This window comes from Acinetobacter terrae (genome assembly GCF_002135195.1).
Taxonomy (GTDB): Bacteria; Pseudomonadota; Gammaproteobacteria; order Pseudomonadales; family Moraxellaceae; genus Acinetobacter; species Acinetobacter terrae.
Window position 1 is genome coordinate 1 of the sequence record NZ_NEGF01000007.1, and the last position, 20116, is coordinate 20116.

Sequence of the window (20116 nt, forward strand, 5' to 3'; positions counted from 1 at the left end):
CCATCAATCAATGAAAATAATTTCGATCGATCAACCGGTAAAAATCCACACAAGTTGTTCTTCATAATCTCTTAATGATCTTCTTGCTACTTCGTCAGCAGCAAGCTAGGTCGGCTATATTACTCTCTATTGAAAGAAAGTCAACAGGTTTTATTGATTAATTTTCAACTTCCTCAAGACTTTCAGATTCAAACCTTTTAGGCTAAATCCTTGTTTCTCAACAAGTTTTAATCAACATCACCGCCGATGGATGTGCATTCTACAGCATTTTAGATGGCTTGCAAGCATGTTTTTAAAAGTTTTTATTTAGCTGTTGGTTTTATATTCCAACAAAAATATAAGTTATTGTTTTATATAATTAATTAATTTTAAATTATTTTTATATTTTTGATTTCTCATTTAAAACCTGCAGTCAAAACAAAACAACGCACTGATTTTATTAAGATTATAAAATAAAATCTCAAATTGATGCTTATTTAGAGAACGATTCTTGCTGCTTTCTTCGACATTTCTGTTATTTAATAAGCAAAATGGTGTGATCAAGCAAAATAAACCCATTAAAAAAGATCTAACCGATTGCCTATTTATCTAGAAAAAAAAGCCATCACTGAGACAGTAATGGCTTTTGTTAAAGAAATTCAGTTTGAATTAGAATTTCATACTGATACGTGCCCAGTAGTTACGACCAATATTATTAAATTGCTCATCAGCTGCAAAACCAAAGCCAGCACTCCCCGCTTTATTTAAGTGTTCGCTATAGGTTTTATCCAACACGTTATCAATACCCACAGAAAGGTCTACCCCATCGTAAACATGATAGGTGCCATTCAGTGATAATGTTCCAAAACCACTGCTTTCACCCAAGTCATAACCCACAATATTGCCTTGATCTTTACTGATACGATTTTGACTATCTACCACACGCCACAATGCACCCAAGGTATATTGATCTTGCACATAACGCAGATTGATACGTGCCTCCAAAGGTGAGATTTGCGGTAAAGGCTTATCGTCTGTGGTGTTTTTACCCCAAGCATACATCGCGCTGACATCGGCTTGCAGATGATCTGTAAATTGATAGCCTACACCTGCTTCTGCACCGGCAATGGTCGCATCCACATTTTTAGCACCTGCCGTTTTGCCATGACTCATCATTCCAGGCATGGCATGAACGTGATAGCTCATTAAAACATAATCATTAATTAAGCCTGTATAAGCCGATACCCAAGAACTGAGTGCGCCATGTTCATGTTGATAACCCAAATCAAGCTGTAGGGTTTTCTCCGTATCTATCCCATTAAAAGCATTGACCGAACCTGCATTACCATGCGCGGTACTAAACAGTTCCCAATAATCAGGCATACGTTCGACATAACCTACGCCGATATAAGTTTTGGCATCATGTTCTGGATGCTGATTTTCAAGACGGAGAAATGCGCTCGGCAATGTTTTGTCTAGTTTGCGATTATATCTTTTCTCTAAAGATTCCGAACGCAAATCCTTTACATTGACCTGATCGACACGGACACCACCCACCCATTTATTTTGATCACTCAACTGATAACTGAGTTCGCTAAAAGCACCATAAGAGCGGAATTTCATATCTTTATTACGCGCTTGATCTTGATACGGTGCCATTAAACTGCCGCTGCGCTTAGAATGTTCATTGTTTTGACTATCTAAACCGCTAATAAATTGTAGCTTGTTCCATTCATGTGTCACAGCCAGACGTGCATTCAAGGTTTCTCGTGCGACATTTGATGCCATGGGCATTGTCATCATCCCGCTAGGGTTAAATTCACGTAAGCTAAAGTTATCCATAACATGATCATTAAAGCTGTAGTTCACCTGCGCTTCAATTTTCTTGATGACGTCGGTGACATTTTTCTTTTCTACACGAAGTCCCAAACTTTCACGAGCAAATTGCGAGCCATCCATTTCACGTCCCGCATAGACTGCTTCACCATCTGCTTTCCCACCGGTAAGTTCGACCCACGTGTTTTCATCCGGTGTCCAACCTAACGCTACATCAGCATTCCAGCGCTCCCAATCCGAAGGAACAGCATTGCCATCACCATCTTTATAACTATCTGAAACTGAGCGATTGGCATTCAAACGAATATATTTCTGTTCATCTCCTACTGCGGCTTCAACATTATGATCAAGGCGACCATATGAACCCATCAAGACACTGGCTTGACCTCGGTAGTTTTTATCAGCATCAAATTGTTCAGGGTTACGTTCAAAAATGACCGTCGCAGCCGAACCGGTATTGGCATATTGAACCGTTTGCGGACCTTTAATCACAGAAATACGGTCATAGCTTTCCGGTGAAATATAAGAAGTTGGCGCATCCATCCGGTTTGGGCAGGCGCCCAGATTTTCTGTGCCATCCGCTAAAATTTTAATACGCGAACCAAACATACCGCGGAATGTTACATCACCATTGGTGCCGCCATTTTTAATCGAGCTGAATCCCATAATACTTTGCAAATAATCAGCGCCATCACTGGCTGGAATCGGTTGAATCGGCTGTTTAGGATCTGCATGCACAATCAAACCATTAGCATCATTGCCTTGATGTGCGGTTGCCACAATTGGGGCTAAAGTCTGGATGATTGCTGTTTGCTCTTGAGCAAATACTGAAGCTGAATAACAAGCAACACAAATCGCAGCCGCAAGTGGCTGTAAAAAGAATTTTGGCTGAGCCATTTTTCAATCTCACTAATACATAAATACGAGCTGCGGTTGAAGCAGCGCAAGGGCTAGAGTCAGTCAAGACCCGAAAATACCTTTTGATTTATGCAAATAGTGGTGGCGCTCGCCCTTGGGGCAGAAGAAAGAGTCGTTGTAAAACAAACCAGACATGACTAAAAGTCTTTTGGAATGCCAATAAACGAATTTGAATACGATCTAAAACTTCTTTGACTTCTAATTCAGGTGGCAAAACCAAATTGCCGTAAACGGTACAGTACTGACACTTATGACTGGCATCATGGTCATGCCCTGCATGCTGCTCATGCAGTTGTGTGTCTTGCTTTACTGAATGATGGGAATGTTCAGAAGAAGTTTGATGAATGGAAGTAGAACTGAGTAATAATGCACGCGTAATGGTTTCACAGACCGGAGCAATCTGATATTGCTTCGGCAGCAAGGGCTGTAAAAAAACAGCAATCTGTAAAAATACGGCTATACAAGATAGCAGTAACCCACTACGTAAAAGCACAGGTAAACCCTAAAATTTGTCGCGTCCAAGTATAACAAAGCCCAATCAAAATTGGGCTTTGTTAATTTTCATTTTATCTGAATATTGGTGCTTATCGTTTTACCTCAACTTTCTCTTTTTGGCGTTGACGAACAACTTTTTCGACTTTTTCACGTGCACGTTGACGCTTTAACGGCGATAAATAATCAACAAATAACTTGCCATTTAAGTGATCCATTTCATGTTGAATACAAACAGCGAGAAGTTCGTCTGCTTCCATCTCAAATGATTGACCTTCAAGGTTAATTGCCTCGATTTTTACACGTGACGGGCGCTCAACTTTATCGTATATTTGAGGTACTGACAGACACCCTTCTTCATAGGGCTGAGTTTCTTCAGTTAATGGGGTAACTTTGGGGTTAATAAATACCATGGGTTGATCTTTATTTTCAGATAAATCCATAACAATCAGCTGAATATGGTAGTCCACTTGTGTTGCAGCCAAACCAATGCCGGGTGCTTCATACATAGTTTCAAACATATCTGCTGCAAGCTGACGAATTTCATCAGTGACTTCTTCGACTGGTTTAGCAATGGTACGAAGACGGGGATCCGGGAAACTTAAAATAGGTAATAAGGCCATACGGTGTCCTCACTTATGCCATTGATCAAAAAACAAAATGAAGGAATGCTTCATCAAAAAAATGTGTGTAATATCGTTATTATAACGCAACTACATACATAATTTTAGGAATTATGATAATGAAAAAGGTTTTGAAGGGCATGCCAACTTTTAGTGCCTTGGGGTTTAAAAAACAATTATTGGCACTTGCCGTTTGCGTAAGTGTTGGGGTCGGCGTTGTCAGTGTAGCTGAAGCGGCACCTGCTCGAAATATCAATCCACCTGCATTAAAAGCCGGTGCGCCGCAAGTCTATGTGGTGAAAAAAGGTGATACTTTATGGGATATTTCCAAAAGATTTCTAAAAAATCCAGTGCGGTGGCCTGAAATTTGGGCAAGCAATAAACACGTGAAAAATCCACATTGGATTTTCCCGGGCGATCGCCTGCTCATGTGTACCTATAATGGCAAACCGCTTATTGGTAAAGATGAGGGTGATGGCTGTGAAGGGATTATCCGTCGTTATACTGGTGGCAGCACCAAGCTCCAACCTCAAGTTCGGGTTGAATCTTTAAATAATGCCATTCCCGTGATTCCACTGGAATATATCAAACACTGGTTAGAACGTAGCACCATTGTGGCTCCTGAATCTATTACAGGTACGCCATACATTTTAGGTACTGCGGATCAACGTGTTCTTGCTGCTAAAGGTCAAACGGTTTATGCACGCGGAAATGGTCTGGAAATCGGTCAACGCTATGCAGTTTACCGTGAAGGCGAACCGTATATGTTTACGGATGCCAAGGGTAAAAAATACAATGCCGGTCTTGAGTTAATTCAAGTTGCATCAGGCATTGCTGTTCGCGGTGAAAATGACATTACTACCCTTGAACTGACAGATACTTATAATGCTGAAGTTCGTCGTGGTGATCGGGTTCTTCCTGAATATGATCCAATGTTGCCAACCTTGTTCTATCCAACCAATGCAGAAGATGTGGTTGCAGGGGGGCAAGTTGTTCGCGTGATGGGTTCCATCGGGACAGCGGCAAAACACAGCGTAGTGACCATTGACCGTGGTAGCTTGCAAGGTGTTCAAGTTGGACACGTGCTGACTGTCAACCAAAAAGGTGAAGTCGTCACCGATCCGAAAACAAAAGAACGGGTTCAATTACCTGGGCAACGTATCGGTAACATCATGGTATTCAAAAGCTTTGAAAACTTAAGCTATGCTTATGTACTTGATAGTGAATTACCGATTAAAGTCGGTGCTGGAATTCAGCCACCACTTATGGATGAATAATCCTTAAATCGAAATCTAGAAATGAGGCTGAGATTCAGCCTCATTTTATTTTTTAAACAATAAAAAGAAGACATATTTAAAGGTCTCGTTATGCTCAATTCATTAAGCTCCTTGCAGCTGGATTACATTCGTTTATGGTTTCTGCTACAACACTCGATAACCAGCTTTTATAAAATTAATAAATACTATCCCCATCTAGCTGAGGCAACACAGCCTGATCAAATTGAAACGTGGCAAAAGCTTGGTATTCACAAAAATCATATTCAGCGCCTGCGAGATTTTCATCTTCCTGAATCTCAGCTGCAATTTCAGCATTGTGTTGCCCTGATTCAAAAACATAGCGACTTTATTCTCACTCTCGAACATCCAGATTACCCGACTCAACTGCTGCCCTATGCAGATAAACCGCCTATTCTGTTTGGTCAAGGTGATGCTCAAGCACTGTTACAACCTCAAATTGCGATTGTCGGCAGTCGAAAACCCAGTGCCCACGGGCGACAAGTGGCTTATGATTTTGCCTATTATTTAAGTGATCAAGGTTTTTACATTATTAGTGGTTTGGCGGAAGGGATTGATGAAGCGGCACATCAAGGAGCTTTACGTCACAGTCGAACCATTGCCGTCATGGGCACAGGCTTGGACCAAACCTATCCGACACAGCATCAGCAACTGCGACAACAGATTATTGCCCAGTCAGGTGCAGTGGTGACTGAATTTTTACCCGGAACACCGCCTTTACAACAGCATTTTCCACGGCGCAACCGTCTGGTGAGTGGCTTAAGTCTTGGTGTGATTGTTGCAGAAGCGGCACTGAAAAGTGGTTCTTTAATTACGGCGAAATGGGCAGCCGAACAAGGTAAATTGATTTTTGCTATTCCAGGTCATATTTATAGTGAACATCATCAAGGCTGTCATCAACTGATTCGTGAAGGTGCCATTTTAGTCGACCATCCAGAGCAAGTGATTGAAGACTTGGCACTGCCCACCCAATGGCAGAATCAACAGCAGATTGAACAATCCAAAAATTCAAATAGCCTCCAAGTACCAACCGAAGCACCCACAGCATTACCAATTCACTTAACGCCACTCTATAACCAGCTGGATTGGGTGGGGCAAAACATAGATGACATTATTGCTAAACAGCAATCAGATATCGGCACATTGACTAGTCAACTGATGGAATTAGAGTTACTTGGCTTATGTATGCAACAGGCAGGTTTATATCTACGTTGTCGCCCAAGCAAATAAGGTTCACAATATCCCGCTTAAATGTATTTAAAGGGATAAGATCCAATGATTACCACCTCTGTTGCCGAAGCTGCTCAATGTTTAAAACAAGGACAGGTTTTAGCATACCCTACAGAGGCAGTTTGGGGCTTAGGCTGTGATCCTTTTAATGAACAGGCTTTCCTGGAAATTTTACGCTTAAAGCAACGCCCGATTGAAAAAGGGGTGATTTTATTGGCGGCACAAATTGCGCAAGTTGAACATCTCTTAGAACCCCTCACTGCAGAAATGCGTGAAAAAGTGATCGATTCCTGGGGTCATCGCTCACCGACTGAACGAGCGACCACCTGGTTACTTCCTGCAGGTGAGCATATTCCAAAATGGATTAAAGGTAACCATCCTAAAGTGGCGGTTCGTGTCACCACCCACCCTTTATGCGTGGCGCTATGCAATGCGTTTAATGGTTTTATTGTATCGACCAGTGCCAATCCTGCCGGCGGCAACCCTGCACACTCACTTCAAGAAGCCAATCAATATTTCTCAACTCAAATTAATTATTTGAATGGTGATTTGGGTCTCAGCCAAGAACCAAGCCGAATTATTGATGCTGAAACAGGTGAAGTGATCCGCGCTTAAAGCGGATCATTTTGATGACTAGATTGACAAATACCAATTTTTGGACAAAAAAAAGCTCAACCATATAGGGACGGCTGAGCATAAAAAGGATGTGCATAAATCACATCCAGAGGGTCTGTAAATCTGGTTGCAAAAGTTTAAATATTATTAAGAAATACTTAAACATTCACGATATAAATATTATCTAATAAATTGTGCTTCTATACAAATATATTATTTATCTTATAAAACACTTAAAAACTATGAAACATTCATCATATTTTCTTAACAATTTAAATTATCTCACTATTTTTTAATCATCTTTTTTATAAATAATCGTTTCAAGCTATGATTAAAACGATTATTCATCTCCCAATTCAATTAAAAATGAGTGAAAAAAATTAATTCATTTGTTGTTTTTTTAATCTATTTTTTTAATTTAAGCATTCAATTTTACTGTTTCTACTGTCGCCACTTTCTTTTGCGCCAATAAAATTCCCAGCAAAATGACCACGCCACCCATACTGTGATAAATCGTCCAAGCTTCAGCTAACCACAGATTGGCAATAATCGCAGTACAGACCGGCATCAAGTTCATAAAAATACTGGTTCGATTCGGTCCAATCATTTGTACTGCCATCATCCACACCAAGGGTGCAATCAAGGAAGGGAAAATACCGGCATAGACAACACTGCCGACATTGTGTTGATCAATCGCATCCAATCCTAACCACAAAACAAAGGGCAAATGGTAAAGCAAAGCAAAAACAATCTGCACATATAAACTAATCATTAATGGAATTTGTAGCTGCCACTTTTTCAGGAACACGCCATAAAAAGCATAGAAAAATACTGCCAGTACCATCATGACATCGCCAAGATGGCCACCTGACTGCACCAGATTCAGCGGATTTCCCTGTGCCATCACATAGAGCAAACCGGCAAAAGATAAAATACTGCCCACCACTGCAAAACGGTTAGGAATCTCCTTGAGCATGAGCATGGAAACAAAGATGGTAAACACTGGAATAAAGGCATTAATAATGCCCATATTGGTCGCCGTCGTATAATGCGCTGCGGTATAACCCAAGCCTTGGTACAGTACCATGCCAAAAGCCCCCAATACTGCGAGCTGTTTCCAGTGCTGCATAACCAACTGACGTTCACGCCAGACTTTAGCCAACATAAAGGGTGTTAAAACCAGGAAAGCGATTAGCCAACGATAAAAACTTATACTGACAGGAGAAATATAATCTGCCACATAGCGTGTCACCGTGATATTCATTGACCAGATTAAAACCGCCAGTAATGGCAAACCGAGTGCCCACCAGACGGTTTTATTTTGCTGTGCCATGTCCTTTCCTGTACTTGAATATCCAGTATTCATTTTTACTGAAGTCTGAAATAATTAGAATATCGGATTTCAGACATTCATATCGAGCTACAGACACCTATAGATCGCTTCACTGCTGTGTAAGTAAAATTCATGATCTTTATAAAATTGATGCAGTGACATATAAAAACCAGAAACAAGGACATTCACATGCTGGAACATATTGAACAATATATAGAAGTGGATGATTTCTTTTATCAAAAGGATGAAATTGTTGCGCCACACAGTTCCTTATGGGGCGATTTCAATTTTAGTTTGAACGGTATTCTGGAATATGAAATTGAAGGACAAATTTATCTGTCACCACCGAATTACGGCCTCTGGTTGCCGCCTCAAACAGCACATGCTTCTATCGCACTGGATGAACAAATCACCCATTATGTCTGTATTCGAATCCATCCGTCACTCTCTGAACATTTTGCATCTTGCAGCAAAACTTTAAGTATTCGCCCCTTTCTTCGGCATTTGATACATGAAATTTTAGAACAAAAACAGCAAGGCATAACAACCACACATTATCGGCATTTATTACAAGTGCTGATGGATCAACTGAAAACTGCACCGGCTTATGAGCATTATTTACCGCAAACCAGTCATGTCTTGCTTAAGCCGCTCTTACAGCAATTAGCCAATCCGCAGCTATTTCACAAAAGTTTGCAGCAACTGCTCCGCAACTCATCCATAAGCGAACGGCATTTACTACGTTTAAGCCAGCAAGAATTACAATTGAGCTTATCTGAATGGCGTAATCGGGCGAAAATTTTATATGCGATCACTCAGATTCGCCAAGGCAAGACCGTGAAAAAACTGGCCTATGAACTGGGTTATCAGCACAGTTCCAGCTTTATTGAATTCTTTAAACGCTATACCGAACAAACCCCTGCACAGCTGCGTGATGTCTAATATTTACATGACTTTAAATTACCTTTTTTGCAATTTTCGGTAGATAACCCAACAAAAAAACCATAGTCAGCAGCCAGAGAAGTATGCGATTTTGATAACCATACTCAACGACAACCATACTCAACTTAGTATGTGCCGTATTTTTAAATTTGAATAAATAGAATCAGGTTTGATGATTGAATTAAACTTGTGAGGATGCGTTATGAAAAAACGATTACTGGCTTCACTGTGTTTTGCGGCTATGGCATTAACGGCGTGTGATAAAAAACCAAATGAAGCACCTGCATCGTCATCGACTAGCCCAGCGGCAACTCCCCCTGCTAGCACTCAACCCGCAACCGCTGCCTTAAGCTCAAACAATGCCGCAGATATTAAAAATGATTTAAAGCAAATTGAAACGCTCTCCAACAGTCGAGCCAAAGAAGCATCAGCCTTGCAAAATAAAGCCAATGAAGCTGCACAAAAAAGTGATAAAGCTTCTTTAAATGCGATTGTTGCGGACATGAAAACCTACATTGCACGCTTTAATCAAGACCTCGATGCTTTAAAGCTGAAAAGTTCAGAGCTTGATGCTGTCCGCGACAAAATCAAAGAATCCAATAATATTGGTATAGAACTTTCTGAAGCGAGTATTGCCAATACACCCGATAGCAAAAAAATCACTGAACTGCAAAATCGGGCCACTAAATTGCAAAAAGAATTGGTTACTGAAATGCAAGCTTTGCAAACCAAAGCGAAAACAGCCCCATAATCTTGGGTTAATATCTAAAAAACAGGTCTATCGGCCTGTTTTTTAATTCATTTATCAATAATAAGATTTTCTCACAAATACTAAATTATCAACAAGCCCTAATAAATGCTTGTCGATAGGCGCAATAACCGTTAAAACAAAACAGTGATAATCTCAAGCATTTAAGGACAACAGAATGAGCCAATCCGTTTATGACATTCCTGTCAAAACCATTCAAGGCAATGACACCACACTGAACCAATATCAAGGTAAAGTTCTGCTCATTGTAAATACCGCATCTAAGTGTGGTCTTACACCGCAATATGAAGGCTTGGAAAAACTGTATAAAGAAAAGAAAGAGCAAGGACTTGAGATTTTAGGTTTTCCTGCCAACAACTTCTTGGCACAAGAACCGGGTTCTGATGAAGAAATTCAGGAATTCTGTTCACTCAATTACCAAGTCAATTTTCCACTGTTTTCTAAAATTTCGGTTGCCGGGGAAGACAAGCACCCGCTTTATCAAACTTTGACTCAAGCTATTCCAGAACGTATTGGCGAAGGTCCGTGGTGGAAAGATTTGGTTGATTATGGTTTAACCCCGAATCCTAAACCGGAAGTGCTGTGGAACTTTGAAAAATTCCTGATCAATAAAAATGGTGAAGTTATGGCGCGTTTCGCACCGGATATTACTGCAGATGATGCACGTATCGTTGATGCGGTTAATGCAGAACTTGCCAAGTAATTTGTAACAGTAATGTAAGTATCTATACCGGTTATAGATACTTACATTTTTTATTCAAAAACAAAAACTTAATCACATAAAAACTCACACTTTAATACTTCACACTTTATCCTTTATTTTAATTATTCAACAACACTCTCTTCACCATCTATCAATAACTTAGGCATAAGCTGAACCTATAAACAAACCGCCATGAACACAAGGTGAAGTATGAATACTCTAGTAAAAGCAATCGTTTTATCATTATCTACTGCTTTGGTTGCTGCACCTGTAATGGCTGCTCCACAAGATCATCATTCGCAACAACACAACCAGCAACATAGCCAACAGTCTGCTCAAAGTCACCATAAAGCACCTGTTCAGCAACACCATAATGCTGCACATAAAAAAGCGGTGAATCCGTCACATGACTGGAGAGTGGGGCAAAAAGTACCAAGTCAATACTATGCTCAAAGCTATAAAGTAGACCACAAAAAATTTAAAAAACTGAGTAAACCCGGTAGAAACCAGCAATGGATTAAAGTGAATGGCGATTATGTTTTAATCAATGTGATGAGCCATAGCATCATCAAAATTATTGGTGGTTAATTCCAGCAATCTCGGTGAAAAAAGAGTGCTTCGGCACTCTTTTTTAATGCCTGAAAATAAATTTGTTATCGCTTTGCAACAATCGGTTTTTTCTACACATTTCACCCTTATATTAAGCAGCATTAAAGTAATGATATGAATTGATTATGAAAAAATTCATCCAAAATGTGGTTTCTCCTTTTGTGATGTTTAGTGCGGGCATTTTGTTGATGGGTTGCGAGCAAGCCAACTCTCCTGATTCAACAGAAAACCAAACTTCACAATCAAGCGAAGTATCTGAACAGGTTTCTAAAGAATCAGCAGAAACATCTAAGGCTGAACTGAAAAGTGGCAATATGTTTTATATCGTGCGTGACGTTGCAGATATGCAGCTGAAAGCTGGCGATTATGTTGAGCAGCTCAAGCAAACTCAAACTGATTTAGAAACTGCAATCAACGACAAAGATCAACAGCAGCTACAAACTACTGCCAAAACCCTGCAACAACAACTGACGGGTTTTAATCAGGCACTCACTGGTTTGAACCTGAAAAGTCAGGAAATTGATTCGATTCGTCAAAATATCATGCAAGCCAATCAGCAAGTCCTTGCTACTCCATTTTTAAATGGAGAAGTGGATTTGAGTCAGGTCGATTTCAAGAAAATCGAAAAACAGATGGGCAGCATTCAAATGGAAATGATCAAATTGGCCGGGATGATGATTCCACAAGGACAGGATGAACCAGAACAGAACGAACAAGACTCAAATGAACAAAATCAGGAAAGCTAATACTTAAACCAATTTAGACCAATTCAGTTGAGCCGAATTGGTCTAATAAAATTGATCCTTAAAGTCTCATATCGATCACAATACGCCCGTCGATTTTCCCGTGCTCCATACGGTCAAAAATATCATTAATATTTTCTAGTGGTTCCACATGAATATGGGCCTTGACCTTGCCACGCGCAGCAATATCCAGTGCTTCTTTCAGGTCTAAACGTGTTCCGACAATCGAACCACGTACCGTAATCCCTTCCAGTACCATATTGAAAATGGACAAGTCGAATGTGCCGGGCGGCAAACCATTCAAAACCATGGTCCCACCACGACGGACGATGGCAACCGCTTGTTCAAATGCTTTAGGCGATACAGCGGTTACCAATACGCCATGACATCCCTCACCGCCTGTGGCTTTCAACACTTCTTCTTTCACATCGACTTTAAGTGCATTCAATCCAACATCTGCACCCAAACTTTTTGCCAAATCAAGCTTGGTGTCATCGACATCAATGGCGACTACATTAAAACCCATGGTTTTGGCATATTGCACCGCCACATGACCCAAACCGCCAATCCCGGAAATGGCAACCCAGTCCCCTGTTTTGGCTTCCGTCATTTTCAAGCCTTTATAGACTGTGACTCCTGCACACAAGATCGGAGCTATTTCAAGAAGATCGACACCTTCGGGAATGACACCGACATAATCACCATCTGCCAGGCAATATTCGGCAAAACTTCCGTTGACTGAATAACCTGAATTTTGTTGCTTTTTACACAGCGTTTCCCAGCCTGCATAGCAATGATCACAGTGACCACAAGCCGAATAAAGCCATGGGACACCGACAATATCGCCCACTTTTAAGTGGTCAATGCCCTCACCTATTTCGATAACTTCACCCACGCCTTCATGTCCCGGAATAAAGGGTAAACTCGGTTTCACCGGCCAATCACCATGCATGGCGTGTAAATCGGTATGACAAACACCTGTGGCAATGATTTTCACCAATACTTTGCCCGGACTGATTTTTGGTATTTCAACTTCTTGTATTTGTAGTGGTTGATTAAATGCAGTCACCACCGCTGCTTTCATGGTATTTGCCATGTTGATTCTCTCCATATAACCCATACTGAGATGGTTCTTTTTTAAAGACCATAGTTCACTATATCGGGCAATAAATAGCCAACAGTAGGGGTTTTGTAGAGGATTTGCTCGTTTTGAATTATTGTTGCAGCCCATCTATAGGGCATCTTTCAGCTAAGATTTAAATGAATAAAATAAATTGCTTATTCATCAATTCCCCATAAAAACTCGATTTCTAGGCATTTTAAAAATACTGAAGCGATTAGCCGCCGTCCACAACATTCAAAATGTATGTCTTTTAATGGAATTTTGCCACATTGGTGATTGCATGATTTAATGAAGATTCTCTTTCTAGTTCGCAGATTTTTCATGCAACTGATTATTTTTACCGGTGTTCAGGCTTCAGGTAAATCCTCTTTTTATTTACTGAATCTGCATCACAGTCATTTGCGAATTAATTTGGATATGCTAAAAACACGGCATCGTGAAAATCTAATTTTTGAAGCGTGTTTAGCGGGTAAAGCCAAATGTGTCATTGATAATACCAACCCAACAAAAGCAGATCGCGCACGTTATATTGAGCGTGCTAAAGCTGCCGGTTTTGAAGTGATTTCTTATTTCTTTGAAACGGATTTAAACAGTACTTTACAACGAAATAATCAACGTATTGGCAAAGCCAATATTCCTGAAGTCGGTGTTAAAGCGACTTATAAAAAATTAGAACAACCCAGTTTAGATGAAGGTTTTGATGAAATTTTTAAGGTGAAGATTGTGGGAAATGGAGAGTTTTCTATTTCAGCTATAAATAATTGATGTTTTTATAAAAAAACAGTAACCACTTCTCATTTTTCCTATAAAATGTGCAAATAGAAATATAGAAAAACATTTTATATAATGAAAAAAATTGTTCTTGGGGTGGTCTGTTTAGCAATCATGGTATATGGCGTGTTGCATTTCATCATGCCTGAAAAAACCACGCCACGCTTAAATCAGTTTTTTTCTAAACAAATAAAAGATGTTCAACTGATTCAAGACTGGCTCAAACACAATCAACAACAGCAATTGTTATTGGTTGATGTCCTTCAACCGGTCAATCCGAAGCAAAAAGGTGCTTATGTTGAATACATAAAACAACGAATTGAATTCAACCAGCAAAATATTCAGCGTCTTGAGCTCAGTCACTATCAAAGCAAGGCATTTAAAGAAATTCAACAACTTGAAATTCATGCTCTACAACAATGGAATAATATCCATCAAAGCAATATTGTTGATGCTTTTGAACAGCAACAACATTTTCTAGATCTGCCCATTGAAGAGTTTGAGCAACTTGATACTGGAGCACGTTATGCATTTCAACAACAAGAAATTAGCGTATTGCAACAATTACAACAGTTAGTACAGCAAGATAGCGATTTTGTTGCAGATATTGACCACAGCCTACTTGGCGACTGGCTTAACTATCATTTAATGCAACATGAGATTCATCCGATTGTTGCTGAATGGCAAAGTTCATCCTCAACTACAACACGTAATCGTTCAGAAGCGTCGCAAGATTTACAACTATATAAACATTTTCACCCAAATACGGATGAATACAAATACATTAAGGCTCTTTCAACTCAGCTTTGGCATGTTGAACATCCCGCTTCATCCAATTTGGTCGCAGCAAACCCTCGACCTGTTTCATATGCTGATCAATCTGAAAAAGACATTTTTATCCCTGAAGATGCACCAAAAGCTGAAAAATTAAAGCAAATGATTAAGATGCAAAATGACAGAGTGAATCATCTGTTGTTAGGTCAGCTCAGACAGGCTTTCTTCGAGGACAATAAAAACTAGACTTTTGATTTAGGAAAATAGCTCAAACAGTTTTGCTGAGGTTTTTAAGATGAAGGTTGTGGGGAATGGGGAGTTTACGACTCAAACTTTGTCTTAATCGCAAACTCAGTTTTTAAGGCTTAAGATTTTGGTAATTCAATAGAAGGTTTATAGCATGTACCTGCAACTGCCAAGCTATATTTTTCAATAGCTTGCTTTCCTTCAGCCTCATCGACTAACTTAACATTTGCCCCACCGATAAATACGCCTGGCTTAATGTACTGCTGAATATAGTAGTTTTTACCTGACTCAGCACTCACGCTTAAATGATTCGGTGAAAATTCTGATTGGGTTGATACCGTATGTGGTTTGCCCCCTTCAACTTCTTTATAGAAATACACACCTCGTGCAGTTTCACCTAAGCACTGTCCGTTAACCCAAATATCTTTTTTAAGTGCAGAGCCGATTACATTGTTTGAGCGATAAACAAAAATACCTGCATTACCTGCCTGAGGTGCTTGAATTGATTTTTGTAGTTGTACGGCTTGCTGATCTGCTTTAGGAACAGATGCACAACCTACAAATGCTAATGATAATAATAGTGGGATAATAACTTTATTAGACACCCGAAAATCCTCTTATTTTTATTACAAGAGCATAAAATATAACAAATATGTATTTTATTTACTAATATTATTTTAAAAAACATAGACATAAAAAAACCACCCTTTCGGGTGGCTTTTCAATCTCGAACCGTCTCTTATTGAGCGCGGTTTTTGATTTTGCGGATCGTTTCCAACTGTGCAACAGTTTCTGCCAAGGCAGCCAAAGCAGCAGCAGCGTCCAAATCGCTCTTTTGATTCGCTAGCAAAGTTTCAGCGTGTTTACGCGCTTCAATAATTGCCGCTTCATCTAAATCGTGTGCACGAACTGCAGTATCTGCAAGAATCGTAACCACGTGCGGTTGAACTTCTAGAATACCACCTGATACATAAATTAACTCTTCTGTACCATTTTCAAGCAAAACGCGAATTGCGCCTGGCTTGAGCAAAGTTACCAACGGAGCATGGCCAGGCATAATACCCAACTCACCGCCAGCACCTTTTGCAATTAGCATAGTTACAGCGCCAGAGTACAAAGACTCTTTTACACTTACAACATCACATTGCATAGTCGCCATGAGAATCTCCTAAATTAGAGTAGCTAATTAAAGTTTCTCGGCTTTAGCAATAACTTCGTCAATACCACCAACCATATAGAACGCTTGTTCTGGAATGTGATCGTATTCACCAGCTAGAAGACCTTTAAAGCCACGAATCGTTTCTTTAAGAGATACTAATTTACCAGGCGCGCCAGTAAATACTTCAGCTACGTGGAACGGTTGAGAGAAGAAACGTTGGATTTTACGCGCACGGTAAACAACCAATTTATCTTCTTCAGCAAGCTCGTCCATACCCAAGATCGCGATGATGTCTTTAAGCTCTTTATAACGTTGCAATACGTTCTGTACAGAACGTGCAATTTCATAATGCTCTTGACCAACAACTAACGGATCTAATTGGCGTGAAGTTGAGTCTAGTGGATCGATCGCTGGGTAAATACCAGAAGATGCGATGTCACGGCTCAATACAACAGTTGCGTCTAAGTGAGCAAACGTTGTAGCAGGCGATGGATCTGTTAAGTCATCGGCAGGTACGTATACCGCTTGGATTGACGTAATAGAACCAGACTTAGTCGATGTAATACGTTCTTGAAGAACACCCATCTCTTCTGCAAGAGTTGGTTGGTAACCTACTGCAGATGGCATACGACCTAGAAGTGCAGACACTTCGGTACCAGCCAATGTGTAACGGTAAATGTTGTCAACAAACAACAATACGTCACGGCCTTTACCGTTTTCGTCTTTCTCGTCACGGAAGTATTCAGCCATAGTCAAACCAGTTAACGCTACGCGTAAACGGTTTCCTGGTGGCTCATTCATCTGACCGTAGACCATTGCTACTTTGTCTAGAACGTTAGAATCTTTCATTTCGTGATAGAAGTCATTACCTTCACGAGTACGTTCACCAACACCAGCAAACACAGATAAACCTGAGTGAGCTTTCGCGATGTTGTTGATCAATTCCATCATGTTTACGGTTTTACCAACACCCGCACCACCGAACAGACCAACTTTACCACCTTTAGCAAACGGGCAAAGCAAGTCGATGACTTTAATACCAGTTTCTAAAAGGTCAGTAGAAGCAGCTTGTTCAGCATAAGAAGGTGCTTGACGGTGAATTGGCAAACGCGCTTCAGTAGCAACAGGACCAGCTTCATCGATCGGGCGACCAAGAACGTCCATGATACGGCCTAAACAAGCAGTACCTACAGGAACAGAAATCGGCGCACCAGTGTTAGTTACGTTCAGGCCACGTTTAAGACCTTCAGTAGAACCCATTGCAATAGTACGAACTACGCCATCACCAAGTTGTTGCTGAACTTCTAAAGTAGTTTCAGTACCATCAACATGGAGAGCGTCATAGATCTTAGGAACGCTGTTGCGTTCAAACTCGACGTCGATAACCGCGCCGATGATCTGAATGATACGACCGCTATTCATTGCTGTCTCCTCAATTCAAAATAATGTTAAACGGCAGCGGCACCACCAACGATCTCAGAAATTTCCTGAGTAATCGCGGCTTGACGCAGCTTGTTATAAATAAGTTGTAGGCTCTTGATGATGTCACCCGCATTGTCGGTAGCAGCTTTCATTGCCACCATACGTGCAGATTGCTCACATGCGATGTTTTCAATCACACCCTGATACACCACAGACTCGATATAGCGAACCAACAAACCATTTAATAGCTCTTCAGCTTCTGGTTCATAGATATAATCCCAACCGTATGAACGGTTCAGATTCTCGCCTTCTTCAGCAGCTGCCAAAGGAACGAGTTGCTCAATCTTTTGATTTTGAGTCATGGCATTCACAAAGCCGTTAGACACTAGATAAATACGATCTAACTCGCCTTTATCAAATGCATCTAACATCACCTGTACAGAACCAGATAACTGTTCAAGACTTGGAGCATCACCCACTTGGGTCGTTGCACCAAGAACTTTACCGCCGTAGTTTTTAAAAAACGAAACCGCTTTTTGACCAATTAAAGCAAATTGAACTTCAATTGACTGCTCTTGTTGCTGTTGGACGTGTTTTACCACTTTCTTGAACAAGTTAATGTTCAAACCACCAGCAAGGCCACGATCTGAAGAAACAATGATATAGCCAACGCGCTTAACAGGGCGTTCAACCATATAACGGTGTTTGTATTCAGGGTTCGCTTGGACCAAATGAGCAATTACACGGTGCATATTTTCGGCATACGGACGGCCTTGAGCCATGCGCTCTTGCGCACGACGCATTTTAGAAGCAGCCACCATTTGCATCGCTCGAGTAATCTTTTGCGTGCTCTTGATACTGGCTACTTTGGCGCGAATTTCTTTTAAATTTGCCATACGCTTAACCTAGTATTCGAAGGCTCTTTCAAGCCTCCGAAGGTTGATTCCGTGAACCAAACCGACTAGCTTTTAGCAATTGCTAAAATTAGTAAGTTTGAGTCGCTTTAAAGCTTTCAACACCTGCTTTGATAGCAGCTTCGATGTCTTTGTTGTAATCACCAGTTTCATCGATTTTTTGCATTAACGCAGCATGTTCTGAACGGAAGTAAGAGATCAACGCAGCATCAAAGTCTACGATTTTCTTCACTTCAACGTCAGCCATATAGCCTTCGTTAGATGCATAAATTGAAACAGCCTGGTCAGCAATTGAGTAAGGAGCATATTGTTTTTGCTTCATTAACTCAGTTACACGTTGACCATGTTCAAGTTGTTTACGAGTTGCTTCATCAAGGTCAGAAGCGAACTGAGCAAACGCTGCCAATTCACGGTATTGAGCCAAAGCGGTACGGATACCACCAGACAATTTTTTGATGATCTTAGTTTGCGCAGAACCACCAACACGAGATACAGAGATACCCGCGTTCACAGCAGGACGAATACCTGCGTTGAATAATGATGTTTCTAAGAAGATCTGACCATCTGTAATCGAAATTACGTTGGTCGGTACGAATGCAGATACGTCACCCGCTTGAGTTTCAATAATCGGTAATGCAGTTAATGAACCAGTTTGGCCTTTAACTTCACCGTTAGTGAATTTCTCAACGTAGTCAACAGATACACGAGAAGCACGTTCAAGTAGACGCGAGTGTAGATAGAACACGTCACCTGGATACGCTTCACGACCTGGTGGACGGCGTAAAAGCAATGAAATTTGACGATACGCAACAGCTTGTTTAGACAAGTCATCATAAATGATTAACGCGTCTTCACCGCGGTCACGGTAGTATTCGCCCATTGTACAGCCAGAGTACGGAGCCAAATACAGCATTGCTGCTGGATCAGATGCACCTGCTGCTACAACAGTGGTATACGCCATAGCGCCAGTTTCTTCTAGCTTGCGCACAACGTTAGCGATAGTCGATTGTTTTTGACCAATAGCTACGTATACACATTTAATGCCAGAATGTTTCTGAGCGATGATCGCGTCGATCGCCATTGCTGTTTTACCAGTTTGACGGTCACCAATGATCAACTCACGTTGACCACGGCCTACAGGGATCATTGTATCTACTGATTTATAACCAGTTTGTACAGGTTGATCCACTGATTGACGCCAAATTACGCCTGGTGCTACTTTTTCAACAGCATCAGTTAATTTTGCATCAATAGGGCCTTTACCATCAATTGGGTTACCCAAAGCATCTACTACACGGCCTAAAAGTTCTGGACCAACCGGAACTTCTAATACACGACCTGTGCAACGCGCTTTTTGACCTTCTTGAAGGCTTAAGTAGTTACCTAAAACAACGACGCCCACTGAATCCTGTTCTAGGTTCAGTGCCATACCAAATAAGCCGCCGTCGAATTCGATCATTTCACCGTACATTGCATCAGCAAGGCCGTGAATACGCACAATACCGTCGGAAACCATAACAATGGTCCCTTCGTTCTTAGCGGTCGCGCTGGTGTCCAGATCGCCGATACGCTGTTTAATGAGCGCACTGATCTCGGATGGATTCAGTTGTTGCATTGCGC

Annotated in this window: 20 protein-coding genes; 10 read left to right on the forward strand and 10 right to left on the reverse strand. The window is 40.8% G+C overall.

Annotated features, from left to right (window positions below):
- Positions 1-648 precede the first annotated feature (648 nt).
- From B9T23_RS09100 to def, 3 genes are all read right to left on the reverse strand, one after another.
- Positions 649-2712, reverse strand: coding sequence for a TonB-dependent copper receptor (locus B9T23_RS09100; RefSeq protein WP_086193888.1), 2064 nt, complete (start codon positions 2710-2712; stop codon positions 649-651).
- 88 nt (positions 2713-2800) lie between these two features.
- A complete protein-coding gene (locus tag B9T23_RS09105) occupies positions 2801-3226 on the reverse strand; it encodes a DUF2946 family protein (protein WP_086193889.1) in 426 nt (141 codons plus the stop codon).
- 91 nt (positions 3227-3317) lie between these two features.
- A complete protein-coding gene (gene def / locus B9T23_RS09110) occupies positions 3318-3848 on the reverse strand; it encodes a peptide deformylase (protein ID WP_086193890.1) in 531 nt (176 codons plus the stop codon).
- A gap of 119 nt (positions 3849-3967) precedes the next feature.
- On the opposite strand from def, the gene B9T23_RS09115 reads away from it, so the two are divergent.
- From B9T23_RS09115 to B9T23_RS09125, 3 genes are all read left to right on the forward strand, one after another.
- Complete coding sequence (locus B9T23_RS09115) at positions 3968-5125, forward strand: LysM peptidoglycan-binding domain-containing protein (RefSeq protein ID WP_086193891.1); 1158 nt, start codon at positions 3968-3970, stop codon at positions 5123-5125.
- 90 nt (positions 5126-5215) lie between these two features.
- Positions 5216-6373, forward strand: coding sequence for a DNA-processing protein DprA (gene dprA / locus B9T23_RS09120; protein ID WP_086193892.1), 1158 nt, complete (start codon positions 5216-5218; stop codon positions 6371-6373).
- Positions 6374-6418: 45 nt separating this feature from the next.
- A complete protein-coding gene (locus tag B9T23_RS09125; protein ID WP_086193893.1) occupies positions 6419-6988 on the forward strand; it encodes an L-threonylcarbamoyladenylate synthase in 570 nt (189 codons plus the stop codon).
- A gap of 418 nt (positions 6989-7406) precedes the next feature.
- On the opposite strand, the gene B9T23_RS09130 is transcribed toward B9T23_RS09125, so the two are convergent.
- Entirely contained in the window at positions 7407-8321 is a 915-nt protein-coding gene (locus tag B9T23_RS09130; RefSeq protein ID WP_086193894.1) for a DMT family transporter, read from the reverse strand.
- A gap of 162 nt (positions 8322-8483) precedes the next feature.
- Here B9T23_RS09130 and B9T23_RS09135 point away from each other — a divergent pair, with 162 nt between their 5' ends.
- The 5 genes from B9T23_RS09135 (at position 8484) to B9T23_RS09155 (ending at position 12090) form a co-directional block, all read left to right on the forward strand.
- Entirely contained in the window at positions 8484-9263 is a 780-nt protein-coding gene (locus tag B9T23_RS09135) for a helix-turn-helix transcriptional regulator (protein ID WP_378321002.1), read from the forward strand.
- Between the two features lie 202 nt (positions 9264-9465).
- Complete coding sequence (locus B9T23_RS09140) at positions 9466-10014, forward strand: hypothetical protein (RefSeq protein WP_086193896.1); 549 nt, start codon at positions 9466-9468, stop codon at positions 10012-10014.
- A 175-nt stretch (positions 10015-10189) separates the two neighbouring features.
- Entirely contained in the window at positions 10190-10735 is a 546-nt protein-coding gene (locus B9T23_RS09145; RefSeq protein WP_086193897.1) for a glutathione peroxidase, read from the forward strand.
- 210 nt (positions 10736-10945) lie between these two features.
- Positions 10946-11323: an RcnB family protein gene (locus tag B9T23_RS09150; RefSeq protein ID WP_086193898.1), complete on the forward strand. Its 378-nt coding sequence runs from the start codon at positions 10946-10948 to the stop codon at positions 11321-11323.
- A 146-nt stretch (positions 11324-11469) separates the two neighbouring features.
- Positions 11470-12090, forward strand: a complete 621-nt coding sequence (locus B9T23_RS09155; protein WP_086193899.1) for a hypothetical protein — start codon at positions 11470-11472, stop codon at positions 12088-12090.
- 58 nt (positions 12091-12148) lie between these two features.
- Here the strand turns inward: B9T23_RS09155 and adhP are convergent, their stop codons facing one another.
- Positions 12149-13183, reverse strand: coding sequence for an alcohol dehydrogenase AdhP (gene adhP, locus B9T23_RS09160; RefSeq protein WP_086193900.1), 1035 nt, complete (start codon positions 13181-13183; stop codon positions 12149-12151).
- A gap of 348 nt (positions 13184-13531) precedes the next feature.
- Here adhP and B9T23_RS09165 point away from each other — a divergent pair, with 348 nt between their 5' ends.
- On the forward strand, positions 13532-13975 hold the full coding sequence (locus B9T23_RS09165; protein WP_086193901.1) for an AAA family ATPase: 444 nt from the start codon (positions 13532-13534) through the stop codon (positions 13973-13975).
- Positions 13976-14056: 81 nt separating this feature from the next.
- Positions 14057-15001, forward strand: a complete 945-nt coding sequence (locus B9T23_RS09170; RefSeq protein WP_086193902.1) for a hypothetical protein — start codon at positions 14057-14059, stop codon at positions 14999-15001.
- Between the two features lie 119 nt (positions 15002-15120).
- Here B9T23_RS09170 and B9T23_RS09175 read toward each other — a convergent pair whose 3' ends face one another.
- The 5 genes from B9T23_RS09175 to atpA all read right to left on the reverse strand — a co-directional run bounded on the left by B9T23_RS09175 (position 15121) and on the right by atpA (position 20111).
- Entirely contained in the window at positions 15121-15606 is a 486-nt protein-coding gene (locus B9T23_RS09175; protein WP_086193903.1) for a DUF2846 domain-containing protein, read from the reverse strand.
- 134 nt (positions 15607-15740) lie between these two features.
- Entirely contained in the window at positions 15741-16160 is a 420-nt protein-coding gene (locus B9T23_RS09180) for a F0F1 ATP synthase subunit epsilon (RefSeq protein ID WP_067725905.1), read from the reverse strand.
- Between the two features lie 27 nt (positions 16161-16187).
- Entirely contained in the window at positions 16188-17582 is a 1395-nt protein-coding gene (atpD, locus tag B9T23_RS09185; RefSeq protein WP_067725903.1) for a F0F1 ATP synthase subunit beta, read from the reverse strand.
- A 26-nt stretch (positions 17583-17608) separates the two neighbouring features.
- Positions 17609-18478, reverse strand: a complete 870-nt coding sequence (gene atpG, locus B9T23_RS09190; RefSeq protein WP_067725901.1) for a F0F1 ATP synthase subunit gamma — start codon at positions 18476-18478, stop codon at positions 17609-17611.
- 88 nt (positions 18479-18566) lie between these two features.
- Positions 18567-20111 (reverse strand): F0F1 ATP synthase subunit alpha, encoded by a 1545-nt coding sequence (gene atpA / locus B9T23_RS09195; protein ID WP_067725899.1) that lies wholly within the window; start codon positions 20109-20111, stop codon positions 18567-18569.
- Between the last annotated feature and the right edge of the window lie 5 nt (positions 20112-20116).

Bases quoted from the DNA above. Each gene is read 5' to 3' on its own strand.
- B9T23_RS09115 (WP_086193891.1), top strand. From the start codon at position 3,968: ATGAAAAAGGTTTTGAAGGGCATGCCAACTTTTAGTGCCTTGGGGTTT.
- B9T23_RS09170 (WP_086193902.1), top strand. From the start codon at position 14,057: ATGAAAAAAATTGTTCTTGGGGTGGTCTGTTTAGCAATCATGGTATAT.
- def (WP_086193890.1), bottom strand. From the start codon at position 3,848: ATGGCCTTATTACCTATTTTAAGTTTCCCGGATCCCCGTCTTCGTACC.
- atpG (WP_067725901.1), bottom strand. From the start codon at position 18,478: ATGGCAAATTTAAAAGAAATTCGCGCCAAAGTAGCCAGTATCAAGAGC.
- B9T23_RS09145 (WP_086193897.1), top strand. From the start codon at position 10,190: ATGAGCCAATCCGTTTATGACATTCCTGTCAAAACCATTCAAGGCAAT.
- dprA (WP_086193892.1), top strand. From the start codon at position 5,216: ATGCTCAATTCATTAAGCTCCTTGCAGCTGGATTACATTCGTTTATGG.
- B9T23_RS09165 (WP_086193901.1), top strand. From the start codon at position 13,532: ATGCAACTGATTATTTTTACCGGTGTTCAGGCTTCAGGTAAATCCTCT.
- B9T23_RS09180 (WP_067725905.1), bottom strand. From the start codon at position 16,160: ATGGCGACTATGCAATGTGATGTTGTAAGTGTAAAAGAGTCTTTGTAC.
- B9T23_RS09140 (WP_086193896.1), top strand. From the start codon at position 9,466: ATGAAAAAACGATTACTGGCTTCACTGTGTTTTGCGGCTATGGCATTA.
- B9T23_RS09125 (WP_086193893.1), top strand. From the start codon at position 6,419: ATGATTACCACCTCTGTTGCCGAAGCTGCTCAATGTTTAAAACAAGGA.
- atpD (WP_067725903.1), bottom strand. From the start codon at position 17,582: ATGAATAGCGGTCGTATCATTCAGATCATCGGCGCGGTTATCGACGTC.
- B9T23_RS09155 (WP_086193899.1), top strand. From the start codon at position 11,470: ATGAAAAAATTCATCCAAAATGTGGTTTCTCCTTTTGTGATGTTTAGT.
- adhP (WP_086193900.1), bottom strand. From the start codon at position 13,183: ATGGCAAATACCATGAAAGCAGCGGTGGTGACTGCATTTAATCAACCA.
- B9T23_RS09130 (WP_086193894.1), bottom strand. From the start codon at position 8,321: ATGGCACAGCAAAATAAAACCGTCTGGTGGGCACTCGGTTTGCCATTA.
- atpA (WP_067725899.1), bottom strand. From the start codon at position 20,111: ATGCAACAACTGAATCCATCCGAGATCAGTGCGCTCATTAAACAGCGT.
- B9T23_RS09100 (WP_086193888.1), bottom strand. From the start codon at position 2,712: ATGGCTCAGCCAAAATTCTTTTTACAGCCACTTGCGGCTGCGATTTGT.
- B9T23_RS09150 (WP_086193898.1), top strand. From the start codon at position 10,946: ATGAATACTCTAGTAAAAGCAATCGTTTTATCATTATCTACTGCTTTG.